The sequence below is a fragment of the Dactylosporangium darangshiense genome (genome assembly GCF_039537565.1).
In the GTDB taxonomy this organism is placed as follows: Bacteria; Actinomycetota; Actinomycetes; order Mycobacteriales; family Micromonosporaceae; genus Dactylosporangium; species Dactylosporangium darangshiense.
In genome coordinates, this window is record NZ_BAABAT010000025.1 from 104,192 (window position 1) to 124,510 (window position 20,319).

At 67.3% G+C, this 20,319-nt stretch carries 18 protein-coding genes and 4 pseudogenes; 5 read left to right on the forward strand and 17 right to left on the reverse strand.

The features are described from left to right. Positions 1-10: 10 nt before the first annotated feature. The 4 genes and pseudogenes from ABD901_RS35570 to ABD901_RS35585 all read right to left on the reverse strand — a co-directional run bounded on the left by ABD901_RS35570 (position 11) and on the right by ABD901_RS35585 (position 5,019). Positions 11-1,576, reverse strand: a complete 1,566-nt coding sequence (locus tag ABD901_RS35570; protein WP_345133785.1) for a purple acid phosphatase family protein — start codon at positions 1,574-1,576, stop codon at positions 11-13. 1,044 nt (positions 1,577-2,620) lie between these two features. Continuing rightward, positions 2,621-2,704 (reverse strand): annotated as a pseudogene (locus ABD901_RS35575) (IS5/IS1182 family transposase); the annotation flags it as partial. 130 nt (positions 2,705-2,834) lie between these two features. Continuing rightward, complete coding sequence (locus ABD901_RS35580) at positions 2,835-4,613, reverse strand: bifunctional metallophosphatase/5'-nucleotidase (RefSeq protein ID WP_345133788.1); 1,779 nt, start codon at positions 4,611-4,613, stop codon at positions 2,835-2,837. A gap of 19 nt (positions 4,614-4,632) precedes the next feature. After that, positions 4,633-5,019 carry a nitroreductase/quinone reductase family protein gene (locus tag ABD901_RS35585; protein ID WP_345133791.1) on the reverse strand — a complete coding sequence of 129 codons (387 nt, stop codon included), beginning with the start codon at positions 5,017-5,019 and terminating at the stop codon, positions 4,633-4,635. 134 nt (positions 5,020-5,153) lie between these two features. On the opposite strand from ABD901_RS35585, the gene ABD901_RS35590 reads away from it, so the two are divergent. The 5 genes and pseudogenes from ABD901_RS35590 (at position 5,154) to ABD901_RS35610 (ending at position 8,406) form a co-directional block, all read left to right on the forward strand. Further along, complete coding sequence (locus tag ABD901_RS35590; protein WP_345133794.1) at positions 5,154-6,380, forward strand: polysaccharide deacetylase family protein; 1,227 nt, start codon at positions 5,154-5,156, stop codon at positions 6,378-6,380. A gap of 254 nt (positions 6,381-6,634) precedes the next feature. Continuing rightward, positions 6,635-7,000, forward strand: coding sequence for a methyltransferase family protein (locus ABD901_RS35595; RefSeq protein ID WP_486303872.1), 366 nt, complete (start codon positions 6,635-6,637; stop codon positions 6,998-7,000). 7 nt (positions 7,001-7,007) lie between these two features. Beyond that, entirely contained in the window at positions 7,008-7,580 is a 573-nt protein-coding gene (locus ABD901_RS35600; RefSeq protein ID WP_345133801.1) for a methyltransferase, read from the forward strand. A gap of 17 nt (positions 7,581-7,597) precedes the next feature. Continuing rightward, positions 7,598-7,840: pseudogene (locus ABD901_RS35605) on the forward strand (transposase); the annotation flags it as partial. A gap of 125 nt (positions 7,841-7,965) precedes the next feature. Next, positions 7,966-8,406, forward strand: coding sequence for a hypothetical protein (locus ABD901_RS35610; RefSeq protein WP_345133804.1), 441 nt, complete (start codon positions 7,966-7,968; stop codon positions 8,404-8,406). A 152-nt stretch (positions 8,407-8,558) separates the two neighbouring features. Here ABD901_RS35610 and ABD901_RS35620 read toward each other — a convergent pair whose 3' ends face one another. The 13 genes and pseudogenes from ABD901_RS35620 to urtA all read right to left on the reverse strand — a co-directional run bounded on the left by ABD901_RS35620 (position 8,559) and on the right by urtA (position 19,253). Continuing rightward, positions 8,559-8,960: a DUF1062 domain-containing protein gene (locus ABD901_RS35620; RefSeq protein WP_345133807.1), complete on the reverse strand. Its 402-nt coding sequence runs from the start codon at positions 8,958-8,960 to the stop codon at positions 8,559-8,561. A 28-nt stretch (positions 8,961-8,988) separates the two neighbouring features. After that, positions 8,989-9,180: pseudogene (locus ABD901_RS35625) on the reverse strand (DUF1062 domain-containing protein); the annotation flags it as partial. A gap of 552 nt (positions 9,181-9,732) precedes the next feature. Then, complete coding sequence (locus ABD901_RS35630; protein ID WP_345133810.1) at positions 9,733-9,975, reverse strand: hypothetical protein; 243 nt, start codon at positions 9,973-9,975, stop codon at positions 9,733-9,735. 798 nt (positions 9,976-10,773) lie between these two features. Beyond that, positions 10,774-11,337, reverse strand: a complete 564-nt coding sequence (locus ABD901_RS35635) for a hypothetical protein (protein ID WP_345133915.1) — start codon at positions 11,335-11,337, stop codon at positions 10,774-10,776. Between the two features lie 19 nt (positions 11,338-11,356). Next, positions 11,357-11,434: pseudogene (locus ABD901_RS35640) on the reverse strand (beta-ketoacyl-ACP reductase); the annotation flags it as partial. 10 nt (positions 11,435-11,444) lie between these two features. Further along, the gene (locus ABD901_RS35645) at positions 11,445-12,020 is read right to left on the reverse strand and encodes a TetR/AcrR family transcriptional regulator (RefSeq protein WP_345133812.1); all 576 of its coding nucleotides are present in this window, start codon (positions 12,018-12,020) and stop codon (positions 11,445-11,447) included. Continuing rightward, positions 12,017-12,583: a TetR/AcrR family transcriptional regulator gene (locus ABD901_RS35650; RefSeq protein WP_345133910.1), complete on the reverse strand. Its 567-nt coding sequence runs from the start codon at positions 12,581-12,583 to the stop codon at positions 12,017-12,019. Before ABD901_RS35650 ends, ABD901_RS35645 begins: the two co-directional genes overlap by 4 nt. Further along, a complete protein-coding gene (locus ABD901_RS35655; RefSeq protein WP_380139508.1) occupies positions 12,583-14,196 on the reverse strand; it encodes a purine-cytosine permease family protein in 1,614 nt (537 codons plus the stop codon). Before ABD901_RS35655 ends, ABD901_RS35650 begins: the two co-directional genes overlap by 1 nt. 155 nt (positions 14,197-14,351) lie before the next feature. Further along, a complete protein-coding gene (locus ABD901_RS35660) occupies positions 14,352-15,035 on the reverse strand; it encodes an ATP-binding cassette domain-containing protein (RefSeq protein WP_190255869.1) in 684 nt (227 codons plus the stop codon). 1 nt (position 15,036) lies between these two features. Continuing rightward, positions 15,037-15,873 (reverse strand): urea ABC transporter ATP-binding protein UrtD, encoded by an 837-nt coding sequence (gene urtD, locus ABD901_RS35665; protein ID WP_345133819.1) that lies wholly within the window; start codon positions 15,871-15,873, stop codon positions 15,037-15,039. After that, complete coding sequence (urtC, locus tag ABD901_RS35670; RefSeq protein ID WP_345133821.1) at positions 15,870-16,964, reverse strand: urea ABC transporter permease subunit UrtC; 1,095 nt, start codon at positions 16,962-16,964, stop codon at positions 15,870-15,872. Before urtC ends, urtD begins: the two co-directional genes overlap by 4 nt. Continuing rightward, entirely contained in the window at positions 16,961-17,845 is an 885-nt protein-coding gene (gene urtB, locus ABD901_RS35675; RefSeq protein ID WP_345133823.1) for an urea ABC transporter permease subunit UrtB, read from the reverse strand. The genes urtC and urtB overlap by 4 nt, the downstream gene beginning before the upstream one ends. Positions 17,846-17,957: 112 nt before the next feature. Next, positions 17,958-19,253: an urea ABC transporter substrate-binding protein gene (urtA, locus tag ABD901_RS35680; protein ID WP_345133826.1), complete on the reverse strand. Its 1,296-nt coding sequence runs from the start codon at positions 19,251-19,253 to the stop codon at positions 17,958-17,960. Positions 19,254-20,319: the final 1,066 nt, after the last annotated feature.

A 20,319-nucleotide genomic window follows, 5' to 3' on the forward strand; every position in this document is an offset into this window, starting at 1 on the left:
TCGCGGTGGGTCAGTGGTGGCCGTTGCCGCCGTCACTACGACGGCGTTGGAGCGTGAACTTCTCGAAGACCGACAGCTCACCTGTGGGCGTGATGATGTTGTAGTAGGTGACGTAGATACGGGTCATGTCACCGGGGTGACGGCCCGGGTCGACGGTGAACTCCGCGAAGCCGTACGGATGCTCCGCGTCGCGGACGCCGATCCAGATCGCCGTCTCCTGCTCCTTGACCGAGTTGAACTTGCCGACGTGCTTCGTCTGGACGTATGCCGAGTGATGTCCGTGACCGTCAGCGTCGTCGGTGGTGAAGCTGTTGTTGGTGATGCCGGACACGCCGCCGCCGCCGAGGATCATGTGCGTCGTGCCATGCTCGCTCTCGATCACGTCGAGTGCGGTCTGACTCGGGTTGGGTGTGAGGGTGACGCTGCCGGGGACGACGCCACGCACCGCCAACGAGCGCTCGTAGTCGTGCTCGTGGCCACAGACCACCAGGTCGACGCCGTACTTGTCGAACAGCGGGCCGTACGCCGCACGCAGCGCGAGATCGGGGCCGTTCGCGGCGGTCGCAGAGCTGATCATCACCTGGTGCATGCAGATGACGATCCAGTCGATGTCCTTCGAAGCCCGTGCCGACTTGAGCTCCTTCTCCAGCCAGGCGAGCTGCCGACCGCCGGAGTAGCCGTTGATGTAGATGTCGCCGCCTTCCTGCAGGGCGATGTCGTCGTTCTGCAGGGAGATCACCTTCACCGAGCCGACCGTGAAGGAGTACCAGAGGTTGTCGAGCTCGGGCTGGGTCTCGGTCGAGGGCAGCTCGAAGTAGGTCTGGTACGCGTCGAGACCGAGCTTGCCGTTGCCCAGCTCGATCTCATGGTTGCCCGCGCACGGCATCCACGGACGGAATCGCGCTGAGCGGCTGTTGTTGGCCAGGAAGTCGTGCCAGACGCGGATGCGGTCGGGCCCGGTGTTGGCGTAGCAGAGGTCACCGTTGAGGAGGTGGAACAGTGGGCCGACCTTCTCGATGCCGGTGACGATGTCGGCAGAGGCGGGCGTGGCGTTGGGCTCGAAGTCCCGGCCCGAGGCGTCGGCCGGGTTCGCGCCAGTCTTCCACGTCACACTGGGCGCACCCTGGTCGCCGAAGCTGGTGAAGGTGAACGGAGCTCTGCCGGACGGCGCCGTATGGAAGGTGCCGGCGTCGGGGGTGGCGCCGTCGTGCTGGGCCGCGTACAGGTAGTCGCTGTCGGCCTTGAGCTTGCTGATCTGCGCGTGATGGACCCAGACGGTCCGCCCGGAGGTGCCGTCCACGTAGGTCTTCGTCGTCGCGTGCGCTGTGGAGCCGAAGCCGCCGCTCAGCGTGCCGTAGACGACCCGCGGGTTCTTCACGGCCGCGTCGGTGACCCACGAGACGACCATCTGGCTGCGTGGGTCGGCGCCGAAGGTCAGGTGCAGGCCCTGGACAGGGGTGGTGGCCGAGCCGGTGGTGAGACCGGTGACCTCCGATTTCGCCGGAACCGCCTCGGCGGCTCCGGCGCCGAGGAGCAGTGGCCCGGCGGCGGCGCCGGACACTGTCGCGCCGAACAAGCCGAGCGCGTTGCGACGAGAGATTCGAGTTTGCTTGGATTCTTCGGACATTCCGAGGGCCTTTCGCGTCTTCGGGTGCAGTCGAACACCGACCGGACAGCAGCGGTTCGAACCTGGCAGCGGACTGCGGCAGGCCAGTGGTGCGCGCACTCACGGACGCTAGGAAGCACAGATAACCGGCGCGGCGAGGTGGGCATGAACACTAGATGGCAGTCACCGCAACGGACAGCAAGTCCCGACGGCCTGGCCCTGCAGGCGTCCGGCAGCGCGGCCGGCACCGCCCATCACGTTCACCGGACGATCCGGGTCGCTATCGGCGAGGTAGCGCGGCGCGGGCATGTGCCGACCAACGCCGCGGAGATCGCCAAGGCTCCCCGGCTTGAAGAGGAGGACATCGGGCCTTACACGATCGAGGAGGCCCGAGGGTTTGGCGCACTACGGCCACTCTGGGCGCCACGTGGGCGTTCCACCCAGGACTGACCCAGTACGCGGAGTGACCGTGTGTGGTCAGGCCAGCGCGCACGGACGGCGGGCAGATGTGTGCAACTTCTGCGCGGTTGCGCGGGGTATCGGCAAACCCTGAAGTTCCACCCAGGATCACGCCGGCGCTCGCACAGCGTGGCGAACGGCTCTGGCCGGGATGCCAGCAGGGCGGTGACGAGCGCGGTCGCGATCCGTGTCTGCGCCGTTGGGCAGCACGACCCCAGGTCGAACACCGCGAACTTCGCCCGCCCGCGCGTAAGTCCGGCCTCGTCGTCGGCATTGCGCCACCACTGTTCCGCTGGGAACGGAAGGCTGTACCGGCTCCATCCGCGGCGCGGCATCGGTGGATCGGGGCTTAGGGCGTGGGGGTTCGATCCGTTGAGCGGCTCGATGGCTCCGAATACGTATTGAGCTGGGCGGTGGGGTGGGGTGCGTGCCGGGGGCTGACACGCATCAATTGCCACGCCGTTGATCTTGAATGATGTGCTGCGCCTGGACATCGATCGCTACAGCCTGTGAGGCGTTTGCCTTGTCCTGACCTGCTTTATTTTCGGCAGGTGCAGGAGCGACAACCGGCCGCACCGGCAACAGTGCGGCGAACTGGTCCCACAACGGGGACATCAGCCATGATGGAACAACAGGCACGGACACCTTCCGCGATCACGAGGCGTAAGCACCTTCATGATCATGGACGTCCGTGCCTGCTTCGTACCCGGCCCTACCCGACTGACCTATTTGCGTGAGCTTTAAAGCGCACCGGATTCCGGCGTGGGCTTTAGAAGACCGGCGTGCCCTCGCGCACCAGCCGCCAGTTCGGCGTGAAGAAGTCGGCTGGGTCGATCGCGCCCTTGGCTTGCGCCCAGTCGATGAGCAGCTGGCGGATCTCCTGCTGGGCGTTGTACACCTGCGTCTTGACGATCCCCGGGAAGTTCCCGCCACCGGAGCGCCGGTAGTTGTTCACTGCCACGACGAACTGCTCGGCGTCGCCGACCGGCGTGGTGGTGCCCGGGTGGACCAGACGCGTGATGCGCTGCCCGACCGGCTTGCTGATGTCGATGTCGTACTCGATGCCCGACAGCGTGTCGTAGTTGTAGTCCGGCACGGCCGGGTCGCTGATCGTCGCCGGGTCGACGGGCGCGCCCGGGGCGAGGGTCACGAAGTATTTCGCCGAGTACTCGAGGTACGCGCGCACCTCGGCGCCGGTGAGCACGACCGCCTCGAGGGTGTTGTCGTAGATGTACAGGCCGGCCACGTCCTTGATCCGGACCTGGCCCGCCGGGAACAGCGCGGTGCGGGAGAACGGCGCCGCGATGGACAGCACCGGCAGGGACGCGTACGTGCCGCCGGCGAGCGCCGCCGTCACGACGTCGGTCTGCACCTTGTTGATGTAGTCGAGGATCGGCGTGTCCTTGTACCGCGACTCGACCGCCGACAGCTCCTGCACCGAGGTCGCCACCGGCTGGTTGACGTAGGCGACCGTCTTGTTGTGCTGCTCGCGCACGGCGGCGAGCACGATCGGGTCGGCCTCCACCGTGTTGGTGTTGATGGTCTTCGCTGCCTTGCTGGCGATCTGCCAGCGGCCCCGGTCGCGGGTGAGCGTGAAGTCCATCCGGGTGACCCGCTGGCCCCACTTCGACGGCTCGGACAGCAGCACCTGCGCCCCGGTGGCGGCGTTGGTGACGAACCGCTGCGGGATGTCGTTGTGGGCGTGGCCGAACAGGATCGCGTCGATGCCGGGCACCTGCTGGGCGATGAGCGCCGACGGGTTCTCGTTCGGCAGCTCCGGGCCGTAGCTGGAGGTGCCGCTGTCGCCGCCGTGCGCAGAGATCAGAATGATGTCGGCGCCGCGGTCACGCATCTGCGGCACGTACTTCGCCGCCGTGGCGACCATGTCGTCGAAGCGCAGCTTCCCCTCGACGTTGGCCCGGTCCCAGATCGCGATGCCGGGGTTGGTCAGGCCGAGGATGCCGACCCGCAGCTGCGGCGCGTCCTCGCCGAGCTTGACCTTCTTGATGACGTACGGCAGGAACGCCGGCCGCCCGGTCTTGACGTTCACCGCGTTGGCGGCCAGCGCCGGGAAGCCCAGCTGGCGGATCCACAGGTCCAGCAGCGGCAGCCCGTAGTTGAACTCGTGGTTGCCCAGGGTCACGGCGTCGTAGCGGATGACGTTCATCGCCCGCGCCATCGGGTGCTGCTCGCGGGTGGTGGTGATCGGCTCCTGCTTGGCGTAGTAGGTGGCCAGCGGGGTGCCCTGGATCGTGTCGCCAGCGTCGAGCACCAGCGTCGCCTTGCCGCGCCGCTCGGCGCGCACGGCGTTGACCAGCGTGGCCACCTTGGCCAAGCCGACATCGTTGTGCGCGCCGTCGTCGTACTCGGCGTCCTTGTAGTAGTCCCAGTTGTAGACGTTGCCGTGGGTGTCCGACGTGCCGAGCAGCGTGAGGTCCCAGGTCTTCGGCTGCGTCGGCTTCGCCTGTGCACCCTGGCCCGCGACGAACGGGGCTGCGGCGGCCGCGGCGGCGGCGGCAAGGACCCCGCGCCGGGAGAGGTTGGTCATGTTGCGCCTTCCGTGATGGTCAGGACGCCTCGTGGGCGTCCCGAGCACCATAGCGGGCGGTCAATGCATCGATACCCGTAAGGTATGTGCTCCGGTCGACGCCGCTCTCCAGCACGCGCTGGATGATGTGCCTGCCCTTGCCGAAAACCCCATCCGCCCTGGTAAGAGCGGCGCATGGGAGGAACTGGGTGTCGACGGCGGTCGCTCGAGTTCGGTCTGTCTTCTCCTGGTACTGCGCGAATCGTGGCGCGGCGGCGGTGATCCGCGCCCAGGCGTCTGCGCGCTCCTCGCCGTGGAGTTGGCGTGGGATCATGTCGATGGTCTGGCCGTCGACCTCGATGCGGACCGTGTCGGGGTTGGCGGCAAGGTTGTAGTACCAGGCGACCTCCCCGTCGTGGATCCGCAAGGGGCTGCAGTACATGCATAGTTTTGTTGGCATGGTCATCGACGACCGTGGCACGAAACCATGATTCGACTCTCATCACGGATTTCTACCTTGACAGCTATCGGGTTCAGGTAGCGGCGATGGGGGCGGCGGCAATGGCGATCAGCAGAAGGGCGCTGCTGGGCGGGGCGCTCGGCGTGACGGCGGCGGCGGTCGCCGGTTTCACCGTCGAGTCGGTCGCGACGCGGCGGTCCGCGAGTGCGGACGCGTCCGGGGCCCGGGTGACCGGGCGGGCGTCGCAGGCGGCGCCGGTGCGGCCGATCGGGGACGGCAGCACCGCCGACACCGGGGCGCAGCCGCACCAGCCGGTGCCGCAGAAGCTGGCGCCGGGCGAGCGGCCGCCGCAGTTCGTGGTGATGTCGTGGGACGGGGCCGGGGAGACCCAGGCGCAGCTGTTCACCCGCTTCCGCGGCGTCGCCAAGGAGCTCAAGGGGTCGATGACCTTCTTCCTGTCCGGGATCTACACGCTGCCCGAGCGCAACAAGACCTTCTACAAGCCGCCGCGGCACCAGCCGGGGGCGTCCGCGATCGGGTACCTGTCCGACCAGTCGGTGCACGACACCATCGAGCAGGTGGGGCTGGCCTGGGGCGAGGGGCATGAGATCGGCACGCACTTCAACGGGCACTTCTGCGGCAAGGGCGGGGTGTCGGAGTGGTCGCCGGCCGACTGGGACAGCGAGATCGACCAGGCCGTCGCGATGGTGTCGCAGTGGCGGACGAACACCGGGTTCACGGACCTGCCGGCGCTGCCGTTCGACTACACGAAGGAGCTCGTCGGCGGGCGCACGCCGTGCCTGGAGGGGCAGGCCAACCTGCTCAGGTCGGAGCGGGTCAAGCGGTGGCGGTACGACAGCTCCGGCACCGGCACGCAGATCTGGCCGGCGAAGTTCGCGGGCGGGCTGTGGAACCTGCCGATGCAGCAGATCCCGTTCCCGGGGCACAGCTTCGAGGTCATCTCGATGGACTACAACATGATGTACAACCAGTCGAAAACGCCCAACGGCGACGCCGCGAAGCGCTCCACCTGGCAGCAGCAGGCCCGCGACGCGTTCGTGGCCGGCTTCCAGCGGGCCTACACCACCAACCGGGCGCCGTACATCATCGGCAACCACTTCGAGCGCTGGAACGGCGGCATCTACATGGACGCCGTCGCCGATGCCGCGCACCAGATGGCGCAGCACGACGACGTGCGGTTCGTGTCGTTCCGCCAGCTCGTGGACTGGCTCGAGGCGCAGGATCCCGCGGTACTGCAGAAGCTGCGGAAACTGCCGGTCGGGCAGAAGCCAGACGGCGGCTGGGCCGGCTACCTCGGCGCGGCCTGAGCGCCCCGACTCCTGTCAGGGGTACGCAGTCGGGTCGTGGCGCAGCTGAGTCAACACGCTTCGTCGGGACCGAACCAGGGTTATCCCTCTGTCGACGACGCCTTACGGCTCGCACAATGATTGCGACGACGATTGCGCCGTCGCGTGCAGCCGGGGACAAATCGGAGGCGTTTCATGCCCGCCAGTGATGATCACCATGCCGCGATCGATCGACAGACGGGGCTCTTCGACACACTGACCGGGGCGCTCGGGGCCTGTTTGTTGGGCACTGTCTGGCCTCCGTGGCCAGGTTCAGCGTCGCCGACGCGCTCGACGACACGCCGCGGACGGCCGAGGAGCTGGCCGAAGTTACCGGGGCGAATCCCGAGGCCCTCGGTCGTGTGCTTCGCCTCCTCGCTGCCCATGGCGTCTTCGCGGCCAGCGACGACCGCTTCACCCACACCGGCGCGTCGCGAATGCTCCGTTCCGACCATCCCCAGTCTTGGCGTGACTTCGTGGCAACATTCGGAACCGAACGTACTGCAAAGCAACTGGGTTACTTCGACTACTCACTCCAGACTGGACTCCCGGCCGCGGAACAAGCTGCATCCGGACGGGTTCTTCGCCATCCTTCACAGTGATCCCGAGGTGGGCCGGGTCTTCGACGCCGCGATGGTCTCAAAGGCGCGTATCCAGGTCGCGAGTGTCCTGGCCGCCTACGACTTCTCGGACTGCGGAACGATCGCCGACATCGGCGGCGGCCAAGGACACCTACTGCAGGCGGTGGTGGACGCGGCCGAGCGAACCACGGGCATCCTTTTCGACCTGCCCCCGGTGATCGAGCGTGCCGCGCAGATCGCCTCCGATCGGCTCACGCTGCAAGCTGGCGACTTCTTCAAGGACCCGCTGCCGGTCTGCGACACCTACATGCTCATGGACGTGATCCACGACTGGGACGTCGAGCGGGCCACGGCGATCCTGGCCGCCGTACGGAAGGCCGCTCCGCCGCATGCGCGGCTGTTGTTGGTGGAGAGCGTCATCCCCGACGACCCTGGGCCCGACTGGTCTAAAGCCATGGACATCATGATGCTCATCCACACCGGGGGCAGGCAACGCACCCGCAGCGAACACGAGTCGCTGTTGCAGACCTGCGGTTTCCGGCTCGAGCGGGTCGTTGCGACGGCATCAGATGTGTCGATCCTCGAGGCGGTGTGTGCCTGACCGGGCACTGATTTCGGGTCCGCGTCGAGCGGGATCCTGGCCGATCCCTTGGGAGGGTCGAAAACAGCCAGATCGGGGTGTTCCTCGGCTACGCCTGCGCGGCCGGTCGGGCGCTGCTGGATGTCCGGCTCTACCTGCCGCGGTCCTGGGTCGCCGACCCGGGCCGGTGTGCGGCCGCCGGTATCCCCGCCGATATCGAGTTCGCGACCAAGCCGCAACTGGCGTTGCAGATGATCGCCCCGGCGCTGCGTGCGGGTATCACCACCACCACCGCCGCCGCTCCGACCCGGCCACCAGCACATAGATCACAAGTGCCGCTGCCGTACAGGTTCTGTCTCGCGGATCTTTGGCTGTTGGCGATGGCGTGCGGCCTAGCGACAGGGGGGTGCGTGATCTGGTGCCGCCGCTCGGTGAAGACTGGCTCCGAATATCGTCGACTTTTCGGGAGTGCACCATGTCATCCCTGTTCAGCGGACCGATATTTGGTGTTCGAATGCGTCTTTCGCCCAGCACCGGGGCGCAGCCGGTCTATGCCGAGATCGTGGTCGACATCGAGCCGCTCGAGGGCGGGACAAACGAGTTCGAGTTCGTCAGCCTGGCTCACCCGCTTCGTGCTGAATTTGCTGCCGCAGTCGAGTCCGGCCTTCGAGATGAACTGAACAGCCAGGTGGCCACCAGAGGCTTGTCGTCCGTATTTGAGGGCGCAGGAGTCCGGGTCACGCTCACCACCGCCCGTTCGCACGACGTCGATTCGAGCGTGTCAGCCTTTCTGACAGTGGCGCGCTTGGCCGTCCGAGCTGCCATCGAACGCCGACGAAGGAGCTGAGCTTCGCTGCTCGCGGCCATCCGCGTTGACAACCTGCCGGTGGTCAGGCCACCGCCCGCCACGAGCGGCCTGCGTCGGAAGCAACGGTTCCAGCACAGCCCACTCGGCGTTGCTCAGGTCTCCACGAGCCATACTCGTTCAACGAATCAAAGTCATGATCCGCGAGACACAACGTAGGGCCTGCCCGACGGATTTGCCGGACAGGCCCCGGGTCCCGCGGAGGGCTCAGCGCTTGAGCGTGAAGGTGAAGTCGCCGGAGTGCCTGCCACCCAGCCGGATTGCCGAAACGAGTTTCCCTCCGTGATCAGTCTCTCGACCTCGGCCCGCGAAAGACCGCAGCCTTCGGCGATCAGTCGCACCGGCCGGACCGGGATCCGCGCCGCAAAGCGGACCGAGACGTCGATCACCTCACGGTCAAAGCGATCCGATCCGCCGGTGTCGAGGCGCCAGGCGTTGTCCCAGTCGAGGGCGATGCGATTGCGGCATTGCACGACCGAACCATGGAGCAGCTCGGCTGTCAGGCCGGCGTCGTTGTCGTGCAGCCGGTCCAGCACCTCGGGTCGTGTGGAGTTGCATATTCATCCGCTCCAGGACCGTGGGCTTCGCAGGGTCCCCGCAGGCGGTGCAGAGCACGAGGAGCCAGGCGTCGAGGAGCTTGTGGTTTGCGGTGACGCGAAAATTACCGCTTGCTTGGAACCGCTCGGACGCGCACGCGTGGGAACGGTGGAGTACGAGCGGCAGGCAGGTGGGCACGACAGTTCCGTGTTTGAGCATAGAAGTACACCGGTTTCAGTGAGAAGTCCGCAGCAGGAAGGATCGCGGCGCACATGTGCGACGCGCGACGAATCAGCGCTCGGGAGGTCTCACAGGGTGTACAACGGCGCGTCCTTGACTAGACGACTTGGCTCGGCAGCACGGTAGTGGCGCACAGCGGCGCTGGTCCACTGGTTTTTAGAGCGCCTCACCGCCAGGTTCTGTCCGGCGGATCTTGGGTGGCGCCAGAGTCGGATCGAGGCAATGGCGCCCCATGCCCATGCCGACGGCCCGCAGTCACGGGGGTCACAAGATCCGCCGGGTGCGCCCGAATTAGTGGCGCGGGCCGTACATGATGACGGCGACGCCGAGGAGGCATATGAGATGCCATGCATCGGCTTCGTTCGGTGTCGCGGGGTCGCTGAGCTATCCCGGAGGGGTACGTCGGTCGGGGTATTGACGATTGTGGCGTTCGGGCCTCCTCGGCTCATACGCAGTGCTGCGTGGGACATCGATGTGTCGGAGCTCGACCGCGTGTGGCCTGCGGCAGCCAGCCGAACACGCGCACCGCGCTCAGTACAACAGAACACGCCCGCCACCTTGCGCCAGGGTCGCGAAACAGCAGCTCACACCAGGTGCGATGAGTTTTGGCACGGTACAGGCATTCGGATCGCCGCACCGGCGAACCGCCGTCCGCCCGAGGGGCGTACTGATCTGGGCCAGAACAGGACTCCACGGGAACTTGGCGATCTTCTCTACCTCGACGAGCATGGTATCGATGATGCCCGGCGTGGCGTTGAGGGTGGGCGCGGACATCCGCACATGCCGCAGACAACGCTCGGTCGGCCGCCACAAGCTGCGGGACAACCGCAGGTCGCGCCTACCTGCGGTGACCGTTGGAGGTGGCGAGCCCACTGACATGGCTGATGCGCGTGCGTCTGGCGCCTAGGTTTCACCGATCGGGAGTTGATCGGTCTTTTGGCCGTGTTGCTCCAGCAGCGCGGCGCCCTCAGCCCACTCGATTCGGTACTTCTTAACTTGGTGCAGCACCAGAGCTGCGTCGATCGGCCAGCCTTGCTTGCCGCGCGCTGCGATGCTGGGATCAGCGCCTCGATCCAGCAGGGCGATCGACGGACACTACCGGCGGCAGAGCGCGGGCTCGCACATCTGGCCGCTGATGCAGCGCCGGCCGCACCCCCGACGGTCGCGCTCCGTGCGCCCGGCGGATCACGCCGGCGCTCGCACAGCGTGGCGAACGGCTCTGGCCGGGATTCCCGCCGGGCGGTGACGAGCGGGGTCGCGATGCTGTGTCTGCGCCACTGGGCAACACGACCAGTTCGAACACGGCGAACCTCGCCTGCCCGCGCGTAAGCGCGGCCTCCTCCGTTGCGCCACCACTGTTCCGCGGGGAACGGCAGGCCGTACCGGCTCCGCCCGCGGCGCGGCATCGGTGGATCGGGGCTCAGGGTATGGGGGTTCGATCCGTCGAGCGGCTCGATGGCTCCGAACACGTATTGAGCTGGGCGGTGGGGTGAGGTGCATGCCGGGGTCTGACACGCACCAAATGCCCACGCTGTTGATCTTGAATGATGTGCTGCACCTGGACATCGATCGCTACAGTCTGTGAGATATTCGCCGTGTTCTGATGTGCTTACGATCAGAGGTGCGGATTGCGCCGGGCGGCCGCGCGACCGGTAGATTCTTCGCCAGGTCTGCGGTCAGGAGCACGCGTTCGCCGATGCTTAGGCGGCACAAGTGCCGCACCGTGGCTGGTAACTGGGCGGAGCCCTGGCGGGTGGTGCTGAACATGCTCCGGCACGAACCCTCGGCCCGGACATCGTTGCCGTCGAGTTTCCGTTCTGGTGGGTCTACGTCGTCGGCCCGGTGCTCGGTGCGGTCGCCGGCTCCGTCCTGTGGGAGCGGCTGCTCGTGCAGGGCAGCAAGGAGGCGATGCGGGCGGTCGGGAAGTGTCACAGCTGACCGGCGGTGGCGACACGAATGTCTGGTCTTGTGACCGGTGGCGATCCGGGCGAACGAGCGGACCAGCGGCGTGGCCGGGTCGGCCCGCCAGGCGAACAGCAGCCGGCTCAGTGGCCGGTCGTTCACCGAGACGGTGACCAGGCCGGCCGGCAGCGCCTGGTCGAGGGGTGCCTCTGCGGCGGTGCCGTTCCACAGCACCGACTGCAGGCATTGATGTTCGCTTGCCGAACTCCCGTGCCATGGATCGCGCTACGCCGACCAGTCCGGCTTTGGATGCAGCGTAGTTCACTTGGCCGGCCCGGCGCCTACGGGACGACGCGGTCGCGGATGCTGTCGAGCACCGCCTCCGCTGCCCATGCGGCTGCGTCGGCGATGTCACGCCGGTCCATGCCGAACTCGCGGCGAAACGTCACCCAGGTCGCGGCGGAGTCGAGGTGGGACAGCGCCACGATGACCGCTCTGCGCTGCGCCGCGTCGAGGGATGGCACCTCGGCGTCCAGCAGCCGCTCGAGGTGCGCCCGGCCGACCGACGGCGCCGCGCCGCTCACACCGCGCATTGCCGTCTCGGCGACGACGTGCGCGAGTTCCGGCCGCGCGTCGTACCGCTGCATCGCGTCGCGGATCGCGAGGGGGATGTCGAAGATCGAATGTGACTCCTCGCGGACGAACACCGTCGCCTCGATCCACGCTGCGGTCGCCAGCAGCAGATCGACCCGCGTAGGGTAGTTGCGGAACACCGTGCGCTCGGCGATGCCGGCCCGGCGGGCGACGAGCCGGTACGACACGTCGTCGCTGCCGACTTCCTCGATCAGCTCGGCGTAGGCGGCGAGGATCGCCGCTTGCGTGCCGCTCAGCGCCGGGACGGCCATCGACCCGCTCACGGCTCCGCCCACGTCGCGTCGGGCAGCCTCGCGAGCACTGTGCCCACGGCGCGATCGAACGCGTCGCAGATCTCGCCGGCATCCAGGTCGAAGCCCGTGCGCAGTCGCGCCCAGAACATCGCCGACGAGAAGTAAAGCAGGGATGCCGCGACCCGCCGCCGATCCCGCCGGTTGAGCGTCGAAGCCGACACGTCGAGCATTGCCTCGATCGCACGCGTGATGTAGGCGGGCTCGGCGTCGAGCGTCAGCGAGATCGTAGACGCCCGTGCGCTGACGAATGCGTACGCGGGCGACGCGTCAAAGGCGCGGAAGCGCTCGTGCACGGCAGCGCGGAAATCGGCCACGGTCACGAACGGCGGCAGCGGGAAATGGGTCTGCTCGATCCAGTTCGACAGTGCGGCGAGCAGGTGCGCACGCGTGGGGTACTGGCGGTAAACCGTGCGCTCCGAGATGCCGACCTCGTCGGCGAGGGCGCGATAGGAGATGTCGTCGAACGTGTGCTCACGCAGCAGAACCGCCGCGCTCGCCAGAATCGCGGTCGCGGTGTCGACCGGCTCCTCCATCACGTTCCCCTGCCTCGATCGGTCGCCCAGTGCGGGGGGCCGTTGACTTCCGGCGGAAGCACGTAGCGATCGGAATCGTCGAGCGTGAGCGCCAGCGACGAGACGTACTGCACCTGGCCGTGCGCCCCTCGCTGGGCCGAGGCCAGCATATCCGGTCGCTCGAACATATATCCGGTGACATGGCAGCGGAGCCGCTCGCCCGAGGGGTTGCCGTGCTCGTCGAACAGGGGAGAGTCGATGCCGTCGGAGCGGCGGCGGAGGTAGTAGCGCCCCCGGGTGGCGAGGGCCATGACCGGCGTGGCGACGAACGCGACGCCGATCGCGATGAGCACCGAGAACGGCTTGACGGCGGTGCCGAGCAGCCCGGCGAACGCGAGCAGCGAAAGCACCGAGGCGAGCCCCACCGACACGAGCCCCACCGGGTTCCAGTCGTGCAGCATGCCACGGCGGAATTCCGGGAAGCGTGGCGAGATGCGCAGCACCCACTTGTTGATCGCGATATCAGTGGCGATCGTCACGAGCCACGCCATGACGACGTTCGCGTACAGGCTCAGGACGAAGGAGATGAGGGTGAAGACGTCCAGCATCATGAGCGCGTACGCGATCACAAGGTTGAGCAGCACGAAGATCGTGCGACCCGGGTAGTGCTTTGCCACCCGGGTGAAGACGTTCGACCAGGCGAGCGAGCCCGAATACGCGTTCGTCACGTTGATCTTCACCTGCGCGACCACGATGAGCACGAGGGCGAGGACGATTGCGAGCCAGTCGGGGAACAGGGTCTGGTACATGCCGACGAACTGCTTGACCGGTTCGGTCGCGGAGTGCCCGAGGGTGGGATCGACTTTCACGAGGACGTAGACAGCGAGAAACACCCCGATCATCTGCTTGGTGCTGCTGAAGATGACCCAGCCCGGGCCGGACAATGCGAACGACGTCCACCACGAGCGGGCGTTCGACGGCGTGCGCGGCGGCATGGCGCGGATGTAGTCGATCTGCTCCGCCAGCTGCGGGGTGAGGGCGAAGCACACGGCCGCGCTTGAGACAACGGCGCCGAAACTGATCGAGCCGTCGGAGTTGCCGTTGAACGACGTGAAGGCGCGCACTGACTCGGGGTCGGAGACGATGATCCACAGCAGCGGCAGCAGGGCGAGGGCGAGCCACAGGGGCGTGGTCCAGAAATGCAGGCGCTCCAGCGCACGCATGCCGTAGATGACGATCGGGATCACGACCACGGTCGAGATGAGATAGCCGAGCCACAGCGGCGTCCCCGTTGCCACCTGCAGCCCCTGCGCCATGATGGCGCCCTCCAAGGCAAAGAAGATGCAGGTGAAGCCCGCGAAGACCACGGTTGTGATGATCGAGCCGTAGTAGCCGAATCCCGAGCCACGGGCGATGAGGTCGAGGTCGAGGTTGTAGCGGGCGGCGTAGTAGGCGACGGGTACGCCCACGATGACGATGATGACCGACGCGAACAGGATGCCGAGCATGGCATTGGCGGTACCGTGGTCGATGCCGATGGTCGCGCCGATCGAGAAATCGGCGAGGAACGCGATGGACCCGAGGGCTGTCGCGCCGACGGACGCCGCGCTCCAGCGCCGGAAGGTGCGCGGCACATATCGGAAGGCATAGTCCTCGAGGCTGTCCTCCGCGGCCGCGCGCGCGTTGCCTGTCCTGCTCATAGTGGCATCCCCTCACGCGCCGGGCGTGGGGCATGTTCCGGGTTCGTTGTTACGAAAGTATTGCAGGTCCGGAAACCGGTAATGTCGGCTCAGATCGCCATGGCGGCTCGCACGGTGGAGATGGCTGCCGAACCCCCCTCGTCGGTCTGGGTGACGAAGCCCGAGGCGAGCACGACGTAGCGCTCAGCGGCCTCGAGGGCGAAGCCGATGTGCTGCTCGACGAGCAGCACGTTGATGCCCTCGCCGGCCAGCTGCACGATGGTGCGCTCGATCTCGGCGACGATCGTGGGCTGGATGCCCTCGGTCGGCTCGTCAAGGATGAGCAGCTTCGGCTCGGTGATGAGGGCGCGGGCGATCGCGAGCTGCTGGCGCTGCCCGCCCGAGAGCAGGCCTGCCTTCCGGGCTGCGAACTGCTCCAACGCGGGGAAGCGAGCCAGCTGCGCGTCGATGAGGGCCTTGCCGCCCCGGCGTCCGTCGGCGACGAGCTGCAGATTCTCGAGCGTGGTGAGCTGCCCGAACGCCTGCTGACCCTGCGGCACGTACGCCATGCCGCGAGCGACGCGCTTGTTGGGGGCGAGCGACGCGATGTCTTCGCCGTCGAAGAACACGCGGCCCTTCGTCGGCTTGATGAGCCCGATCGCGACCCGCAGCAGCGTCGTCTTGCCGGCGCCGTTGTGGCCGAGCACGGCCACGACCTTCCCGGCCGGCACCGTCACCCCGTGCAGCACCCGCGTGCGTCCGTAGCCGGCCTCGATGTCGGTGAGTTCAAGCATGTCAGTCCTCCTCCTGCTGCTGCGTCCCGGCTGCCACTTCCGGCGAGCCTGCGAGCCCGACGGCTGCCGCTTCGGGCACGACCGACATTGCGGCCGTGGTCGCGGCGCCCGCAGTGCCGAGGTAGACCTCCTGCACCTTGGGGTCGGCCTGCACCTCGGCCACCGTGCCGTGCGAGAGCACCTTGCCCTGGTGCAGCACCGTCACGCGCGTGGCAAAGCGGCGCATGAAGTCCATGTCGTGCTCGACCACCAGCACAATGCGCTTCGCCGCGACGCGCTGCAGGAGCTCGCCGGTCGCGGTCCGCTCGTCCTGGCTCATGCCGGCGACTGGTTCGTCGAGCAGCAGCACCCTCGCGTCCTGCACGAGCAGCATCGCGATCTCCAGCCACTGCTTCTGGCCGTGCGACAGGATGCCGGCCGGCGTGGCGAGCTCGCCAGCGAGTCCTGTCTCCTCCAGCGCCTGCACGATCGACGGGTCGACGCCACGCCGGGTCCGTAGCAGCGAGGCCCAGTGGCGGTGGCGTCCGGCGGCGATATCGAGATTCTGCAGCACCGAGAGCTCGTTGAAGACGCTGGCGGTCTGGAACGTGCGGCCGACCCCGAGTCGGACGATCTTGTGCACCGGCCTGCCGAGCAGCTCCCGCTCGCCGAGCCTCGCCGACCCGGTGGCCGCAGAGAGCCCCGTGATGGCGTCGATGCAGGTCGTCTTGCCGGCGCCGTTCGGGCCGATGAGGAACCGGACCTCGCCAGGGTGCGCGTCGAAGGAGACGCCGCCGACCGCGACGAAGCCCGAGAACTCGACGTGGAGGTCCGTGACGACGAGCGAGGCGTCGGTCACGACTTCGCCTCCTCGAGCTGCAGGGTGGCGGTCGCCGCCGCGGGCTGTTCGCCCGGGCCCCGTCGCGCTGCCGTATACCTGGCCAGCACCGACGACAGTCCTTTCGGCAGGAAGAGGATGACGACGATGAACAGCAGGCCGATGATGTAGGTCCAGCCGTCGGGCCAGGTGGAGCCGAGGCTCGACTGCCCCCAGCCGACCGCCATCGCGCCGAGCGCGGGGCCGAAGAGCGAGGCGCGGCCGCCGAAGGCAACGCCCGCGATCATGAGGATCGAAGCGGCAGCACCGATCTCGGCCGGCGTGATGATGCCGACGATGGGCACGAACATCGCTCCGCCGATGCTTGCCATCAGCGCTGCGACGACGAAGGCGACGAGCTTGATGTTGGCCGGGTCGTAGCCGAGGAAGCGCACGCGCTCCTCGGCGTCCCGGGTGGCGACGAGGAGCTCACCGAAGCGGCTGCGGTAGAGCTGCCACACCACGAGCAGGCACACGACGAGCAGCGCGGCCGTGATGAGGTACACCATGTTCCTGTTCGCCGGGTCCTTCAGCACGAAACCGAAGAAGTACTTGAAGTCGCTGAGCCCGGTGTCGCCGCCGGTCTCGCGGATTGTGGAGCTGATCAGGGTGGCGAGCGCGACGGCGAGCGCCTGCGTCAGGATCGCGAAGTACGCGCCCTTCACGCGGCGCTTGAACAGCGCGTAGCCGAGGATGCCGGCCGCGATCACCGGGAGCAGCACGATGGCCAGCAGGGTGAACGCAGCGCTGCGGAACGGCTCCCAGAACGCCGGGAGCGGCGCGAGCGGGTCGTAGAGCACCATGAACCCCGGGACCCCGTCACCGGCGGTCTCCAGCGTGAGGTGCATGGCCATCGCGTAGGCACCGAGGGCGAAGAACACCCCCTGCCCCATCACGAGCATCCCGCCTCGGCCCCACGCCAGGCCGATGCCGACGGCGGCCATCGCCCAGCAGCAGTACTTGCCGAGGTTGCCGAGCCAGTGATCGGTGAGTACGAGGGGAGCGACCGCGAGGAGCAGGACGGCGAACACCCCGATGCCGACGAGGGAAAGCCGTGGCTTCAGTTTGGTCATACCAGACTCCTGGTTCGCACCGTGAACAGGCCCTGCGGTCGCAGCTGCAGGAAGACGATCACGAGGATGAAGGCAAACACCTGCGCGAGGCTGCCGGTCGTCCAGTAGGCGAAGCACGAGAGGACGACGCCCACCGCCCACGCGGCGACGATGGTGCCCTTGAGCTGGCCGATGCCGCCGGCGGCGACGACGAGAAAGGCCGGGATGATGTACTGCGCGCCCATCTGGGAGTTCGTGCCGCCGATGAGCGACGCGGCCACTCCGGCGACCCCGGCCAGCCCCGACCCGACGAAGAAGGTCAGGCGGTCGACGTTGCGGGTGGAGATCCCCGCGGTCTCGGCGAGGTCCCGGTTCTGCACGGTCGCCCGGATGCGGCGGCCGAACGAGGTGTACTTGAGCCAGGCCGCCAGCGCGGCGACGCAGACGGTCGCGAGCAGGATGGTGAACACCTGCCGCAGCGGCCAGTCGTAGCCAAGGATGGTCAACTGCCCGTCGAGCCAGCCTGGCTTCTTCACCGGGACGCCCTGGGACGGGAAGATCTGCAGCGCCGCCTGTTGCAGGATCAGGCTGACACCGACCGTGACGAGCAGGGTGTCGAGGGGCCTGCGGTACATCCATTGGATGATGCTGACCTCCAGCAGGAGGCCGAACAGTCCGGCGACGACGAACGCGACCGGCAGTGCGACCGGGATCGACAGATCGCTGGAGTCGATGACCTGCTGGACGAGGTAGGCGGTGAAGGCGCCGATCATGAGGAACTCGCCGTGGGCCATGTTGATCACGCCCATCTGACCGAACGTGAGCGAGAGGCCGAGCGCGGCGAGCAGGAGCAGCGCACCCTGTGCGCTGCCGTTCAGCAGCGGTGGGATCAATGCGTCCACGTGCTCTCGCTCTCTGTGCGGGGTGGGTGTGAGGGGGGATTCGGATCCGGGTACGCGGGGTTGCCTGCCGCAGGCGACACGCAACTCCGCGTCCGGGTGGGGGTGGGGCCGATCAGCCCGCGGCCTTCACGAGCTGGTCGCGGACGTTCGCCGGGAACCAGTCGTAGCCGTTGAGGAACGGGTCGGGCTTGATGAACTTGTCGGAGGACCAGACGATGTCGAACTGGTTGCTGGCGTTGATCCGGCCGATGTGACCCGGCTTTGAGATGTGGTGGTTCTCGCCGTCGAGCGTGACGGTGCCCTCCGGCGCGGCGAACGTGATGGTGTTCTTCTTCGCTGCGGCGTTCACCGCGTTGACGTCGAACGAGCCGGCCGCCTCGACGAGGGCCTTGTACAGGTACAGCGAGATGTAGGCGGCCTCCATCGGGTCGGAGGTGACGCCGCTGCTCTTGGGGTAGGCCTTCCAGCTGTCGATGAACTTCGGGTTGGTGTCGGTCTTGAGCGACTGGAAGTAGTTCCAGGACGCGTAGTGGCCGGTGACCTCGTGGCCCATGGCCGGCGCCTCCTCCTCGGCGATCGACACCGAGATGATCGGCGTCGTCGCCGCGGTGAGGCCGGCGTCGTAGTAGGCCTTGATGAAGCCGACGTTCGACGAGCCGTTGATGGTGTTGAAGATGAAGTCGGGCTTGGCCGCCTTGATTTTCGCCACCTGGGTGGTCCAGTCGTCCTTGTCGAGGGGTACGTACTCCTCACCGACGATCGCGATGCCAAGCTTGGCCGCGTAGAGCTTGATGATCGCGTTCGCGGTGCGCGGGAAGACGTAGTCGCTGCCGGCGAGGAACAGCCTCTTCACCCCCTTGGAGGCGAGGAAGTCCATCGCCGGGATGATCTGCTGGTTGGTGGTCGCGCCGGTGTAGTAGATGTTCGGCGACGCCTCAAGGCCCTCGTACTGCACCGGGTAGAAGAAGAGGCCGTTGTTCTTCTCGACGACCGGCTTGACGGCCTTGCGGGAGGACGAGGTCCAGCCGCCGAAGATCGCGCCGACGCAGTCCTGCGTGAGCAGCTTCTCGGTCTTCTCCGCGAAGGTGGGCCAATCGGTGGCGCCGTCTTCCTGGATGTACTGGATCTTCTTTCCGAGGATGCCGCCGCCGGCGTTGATCTCGTCGGCGGCCATGTGCAGCACGTTGGAGACGGTCTTCTCGGAGATCGCCATGCCGCCGGTGAGGGAGTTGAGGAAGCCGAGCTTGATAGTGCTGCCGGAGGTGTCGACGCAACTGGGTCCGGCCGACTTGCTGCCGGACGTTTCGTCGCCGGCTTTGGCGCCACAGCCGGCGAGCACGAGGGCGACGGTCGTCGCGAAGGCGCCCGTGGCGACAAGCGTGCGCAGCCGCTTGCTGGTGGTGGACATATGCGGGAACTCCGTTCCTGGTCAAGGAGGCGTGACGCCGGGGTCGCGGCACAGCGGATGGTGCGGATGTTCATGTCCCGGGCCGAGCCGCCGGCGTCCAAAGCGCCCAGCCCGGTATCGCCAAACGAGGTGCAGCCGGCTGCTGCAGGTGAGAGCAGATTGGCCTTGTGTCATTACTCTGACATTTCTCGATCGTTCCAACTATGTAACCGCCGCCCGGCAGGGCTGAACTGGCCTCGGAAATACACGGAAAATCGCAGAAGGGCGATGTCAGAGTTCTGTCGCGCTCGAGATGGGGGGCAGAACGATGGCACACTTCTGACATCCTGGAGGCGCCGATGCACTGCATCCCGCCGAGACGGTGTTGCGCGATCGGCGGGCGGCCCAGGACGCGATGCACTTCCGTCCTGCTCGATCGGTTCCGGCGAAACCTTCGCCGCGCCGGCGACCGCAACGTCCAGCACTTCGGCCGCGTCGAACCACAGCGTCGCCTCGCCTCGCCCCGCACGCCAGGCCCGCCGTCCGGCGATCGACGGACACTACCGGCGGCGGAGCGCGGGCTCGCACATCTGGCCGCTGATGCAGCGCCGGCCGCACCTCCAACGGTCGCGCTCCGTGCGCCCGGCGGATTACGCCGGCGCTCGCACAGCGTGGCGAACGGCTCTGGCCGGGATTCCCGCCGGGCGGTGACGAGCGGGGTCGCGATGCTGTGTCTGCGCCACTGGGCAACACGACCAGTTCGAACACGGCGAACTTCGCCTGCCGCGCGTAAGCGCGGCCTCGTCCGTTGCGCCACCACTGTTCCGCTGGGAACGGCAGGCCGTACCGGCTCCGCCCGCGGCGCGGCATCGGTGGATCGGGGCTCAGGGTATGGGGGTTCGATCCGTCGAGCGGCTCGATGGCTCCGAACACGTATTGAGCTGGGCGGTGGGGTGGGGTGCGTGCCGGGGGGCGACACGCACCAAATGCCCACGCCACTGATCTTGGCTGATGTGCTGCGTCTGGATATCGATCGCTAGGGGTTGAGCGATCGGAAATGCCTGCTGCGTCAGGTCGCTGCGGTGGA

Bases quoted from the DNA above. Each gene is read 5' to 3' on its own strand.
- ABD901_RS35590 (WP_345133794.1), top strand. From the start codon at position 5,154: ATGGCGATCAGCAGAAGGGCGCTGCTGGGCGGGGCGCTCGGCGTGACG.
- urtA (WP_345133826.1), bottom strand. From the start codon at position 19,253: ATGTCCACCACCAGCAAGCGGCTGCGCACGCTTGTCGCCACGGGCGCC.
- ABD901_RS35660 (WP_190255869.1), bottom strand. From the start codon at position 15,035: ATGCTTGAACTCACCGACATCGAGGCCGGCTACGGACGCACGCGGGTG.
- urtC (WP_345133821.1), bottom strand. From the start codon at position 16,964: ATGACCAAACTGAAGCCACGGCTTTCCCTCGTCGGCATCGGGGTGTTC.
- ABD901_RS35650 (WP_345133910.1), bottom strand. From the start codon at position 12,583: ATGGAGGAGCCGGTCGACACCGCGACCGCGATTCTGGCGAGCGCGGCG.
- ABD901_RS35630 (WP_345133810.1), bottom strand. From the start codon at position 9,975: ATGTCCGCGCCCACCCTCAACGCCACGCCGGGCATCATCGATACCATG.
- ABD901_RS35580 (WP_345133788.1), bottom strand. From the start codon at position 4,613: ATGACCAACCTCTCCCGGCGCGGGGTCCTTGCCGCCGCCGCCGCGGCC.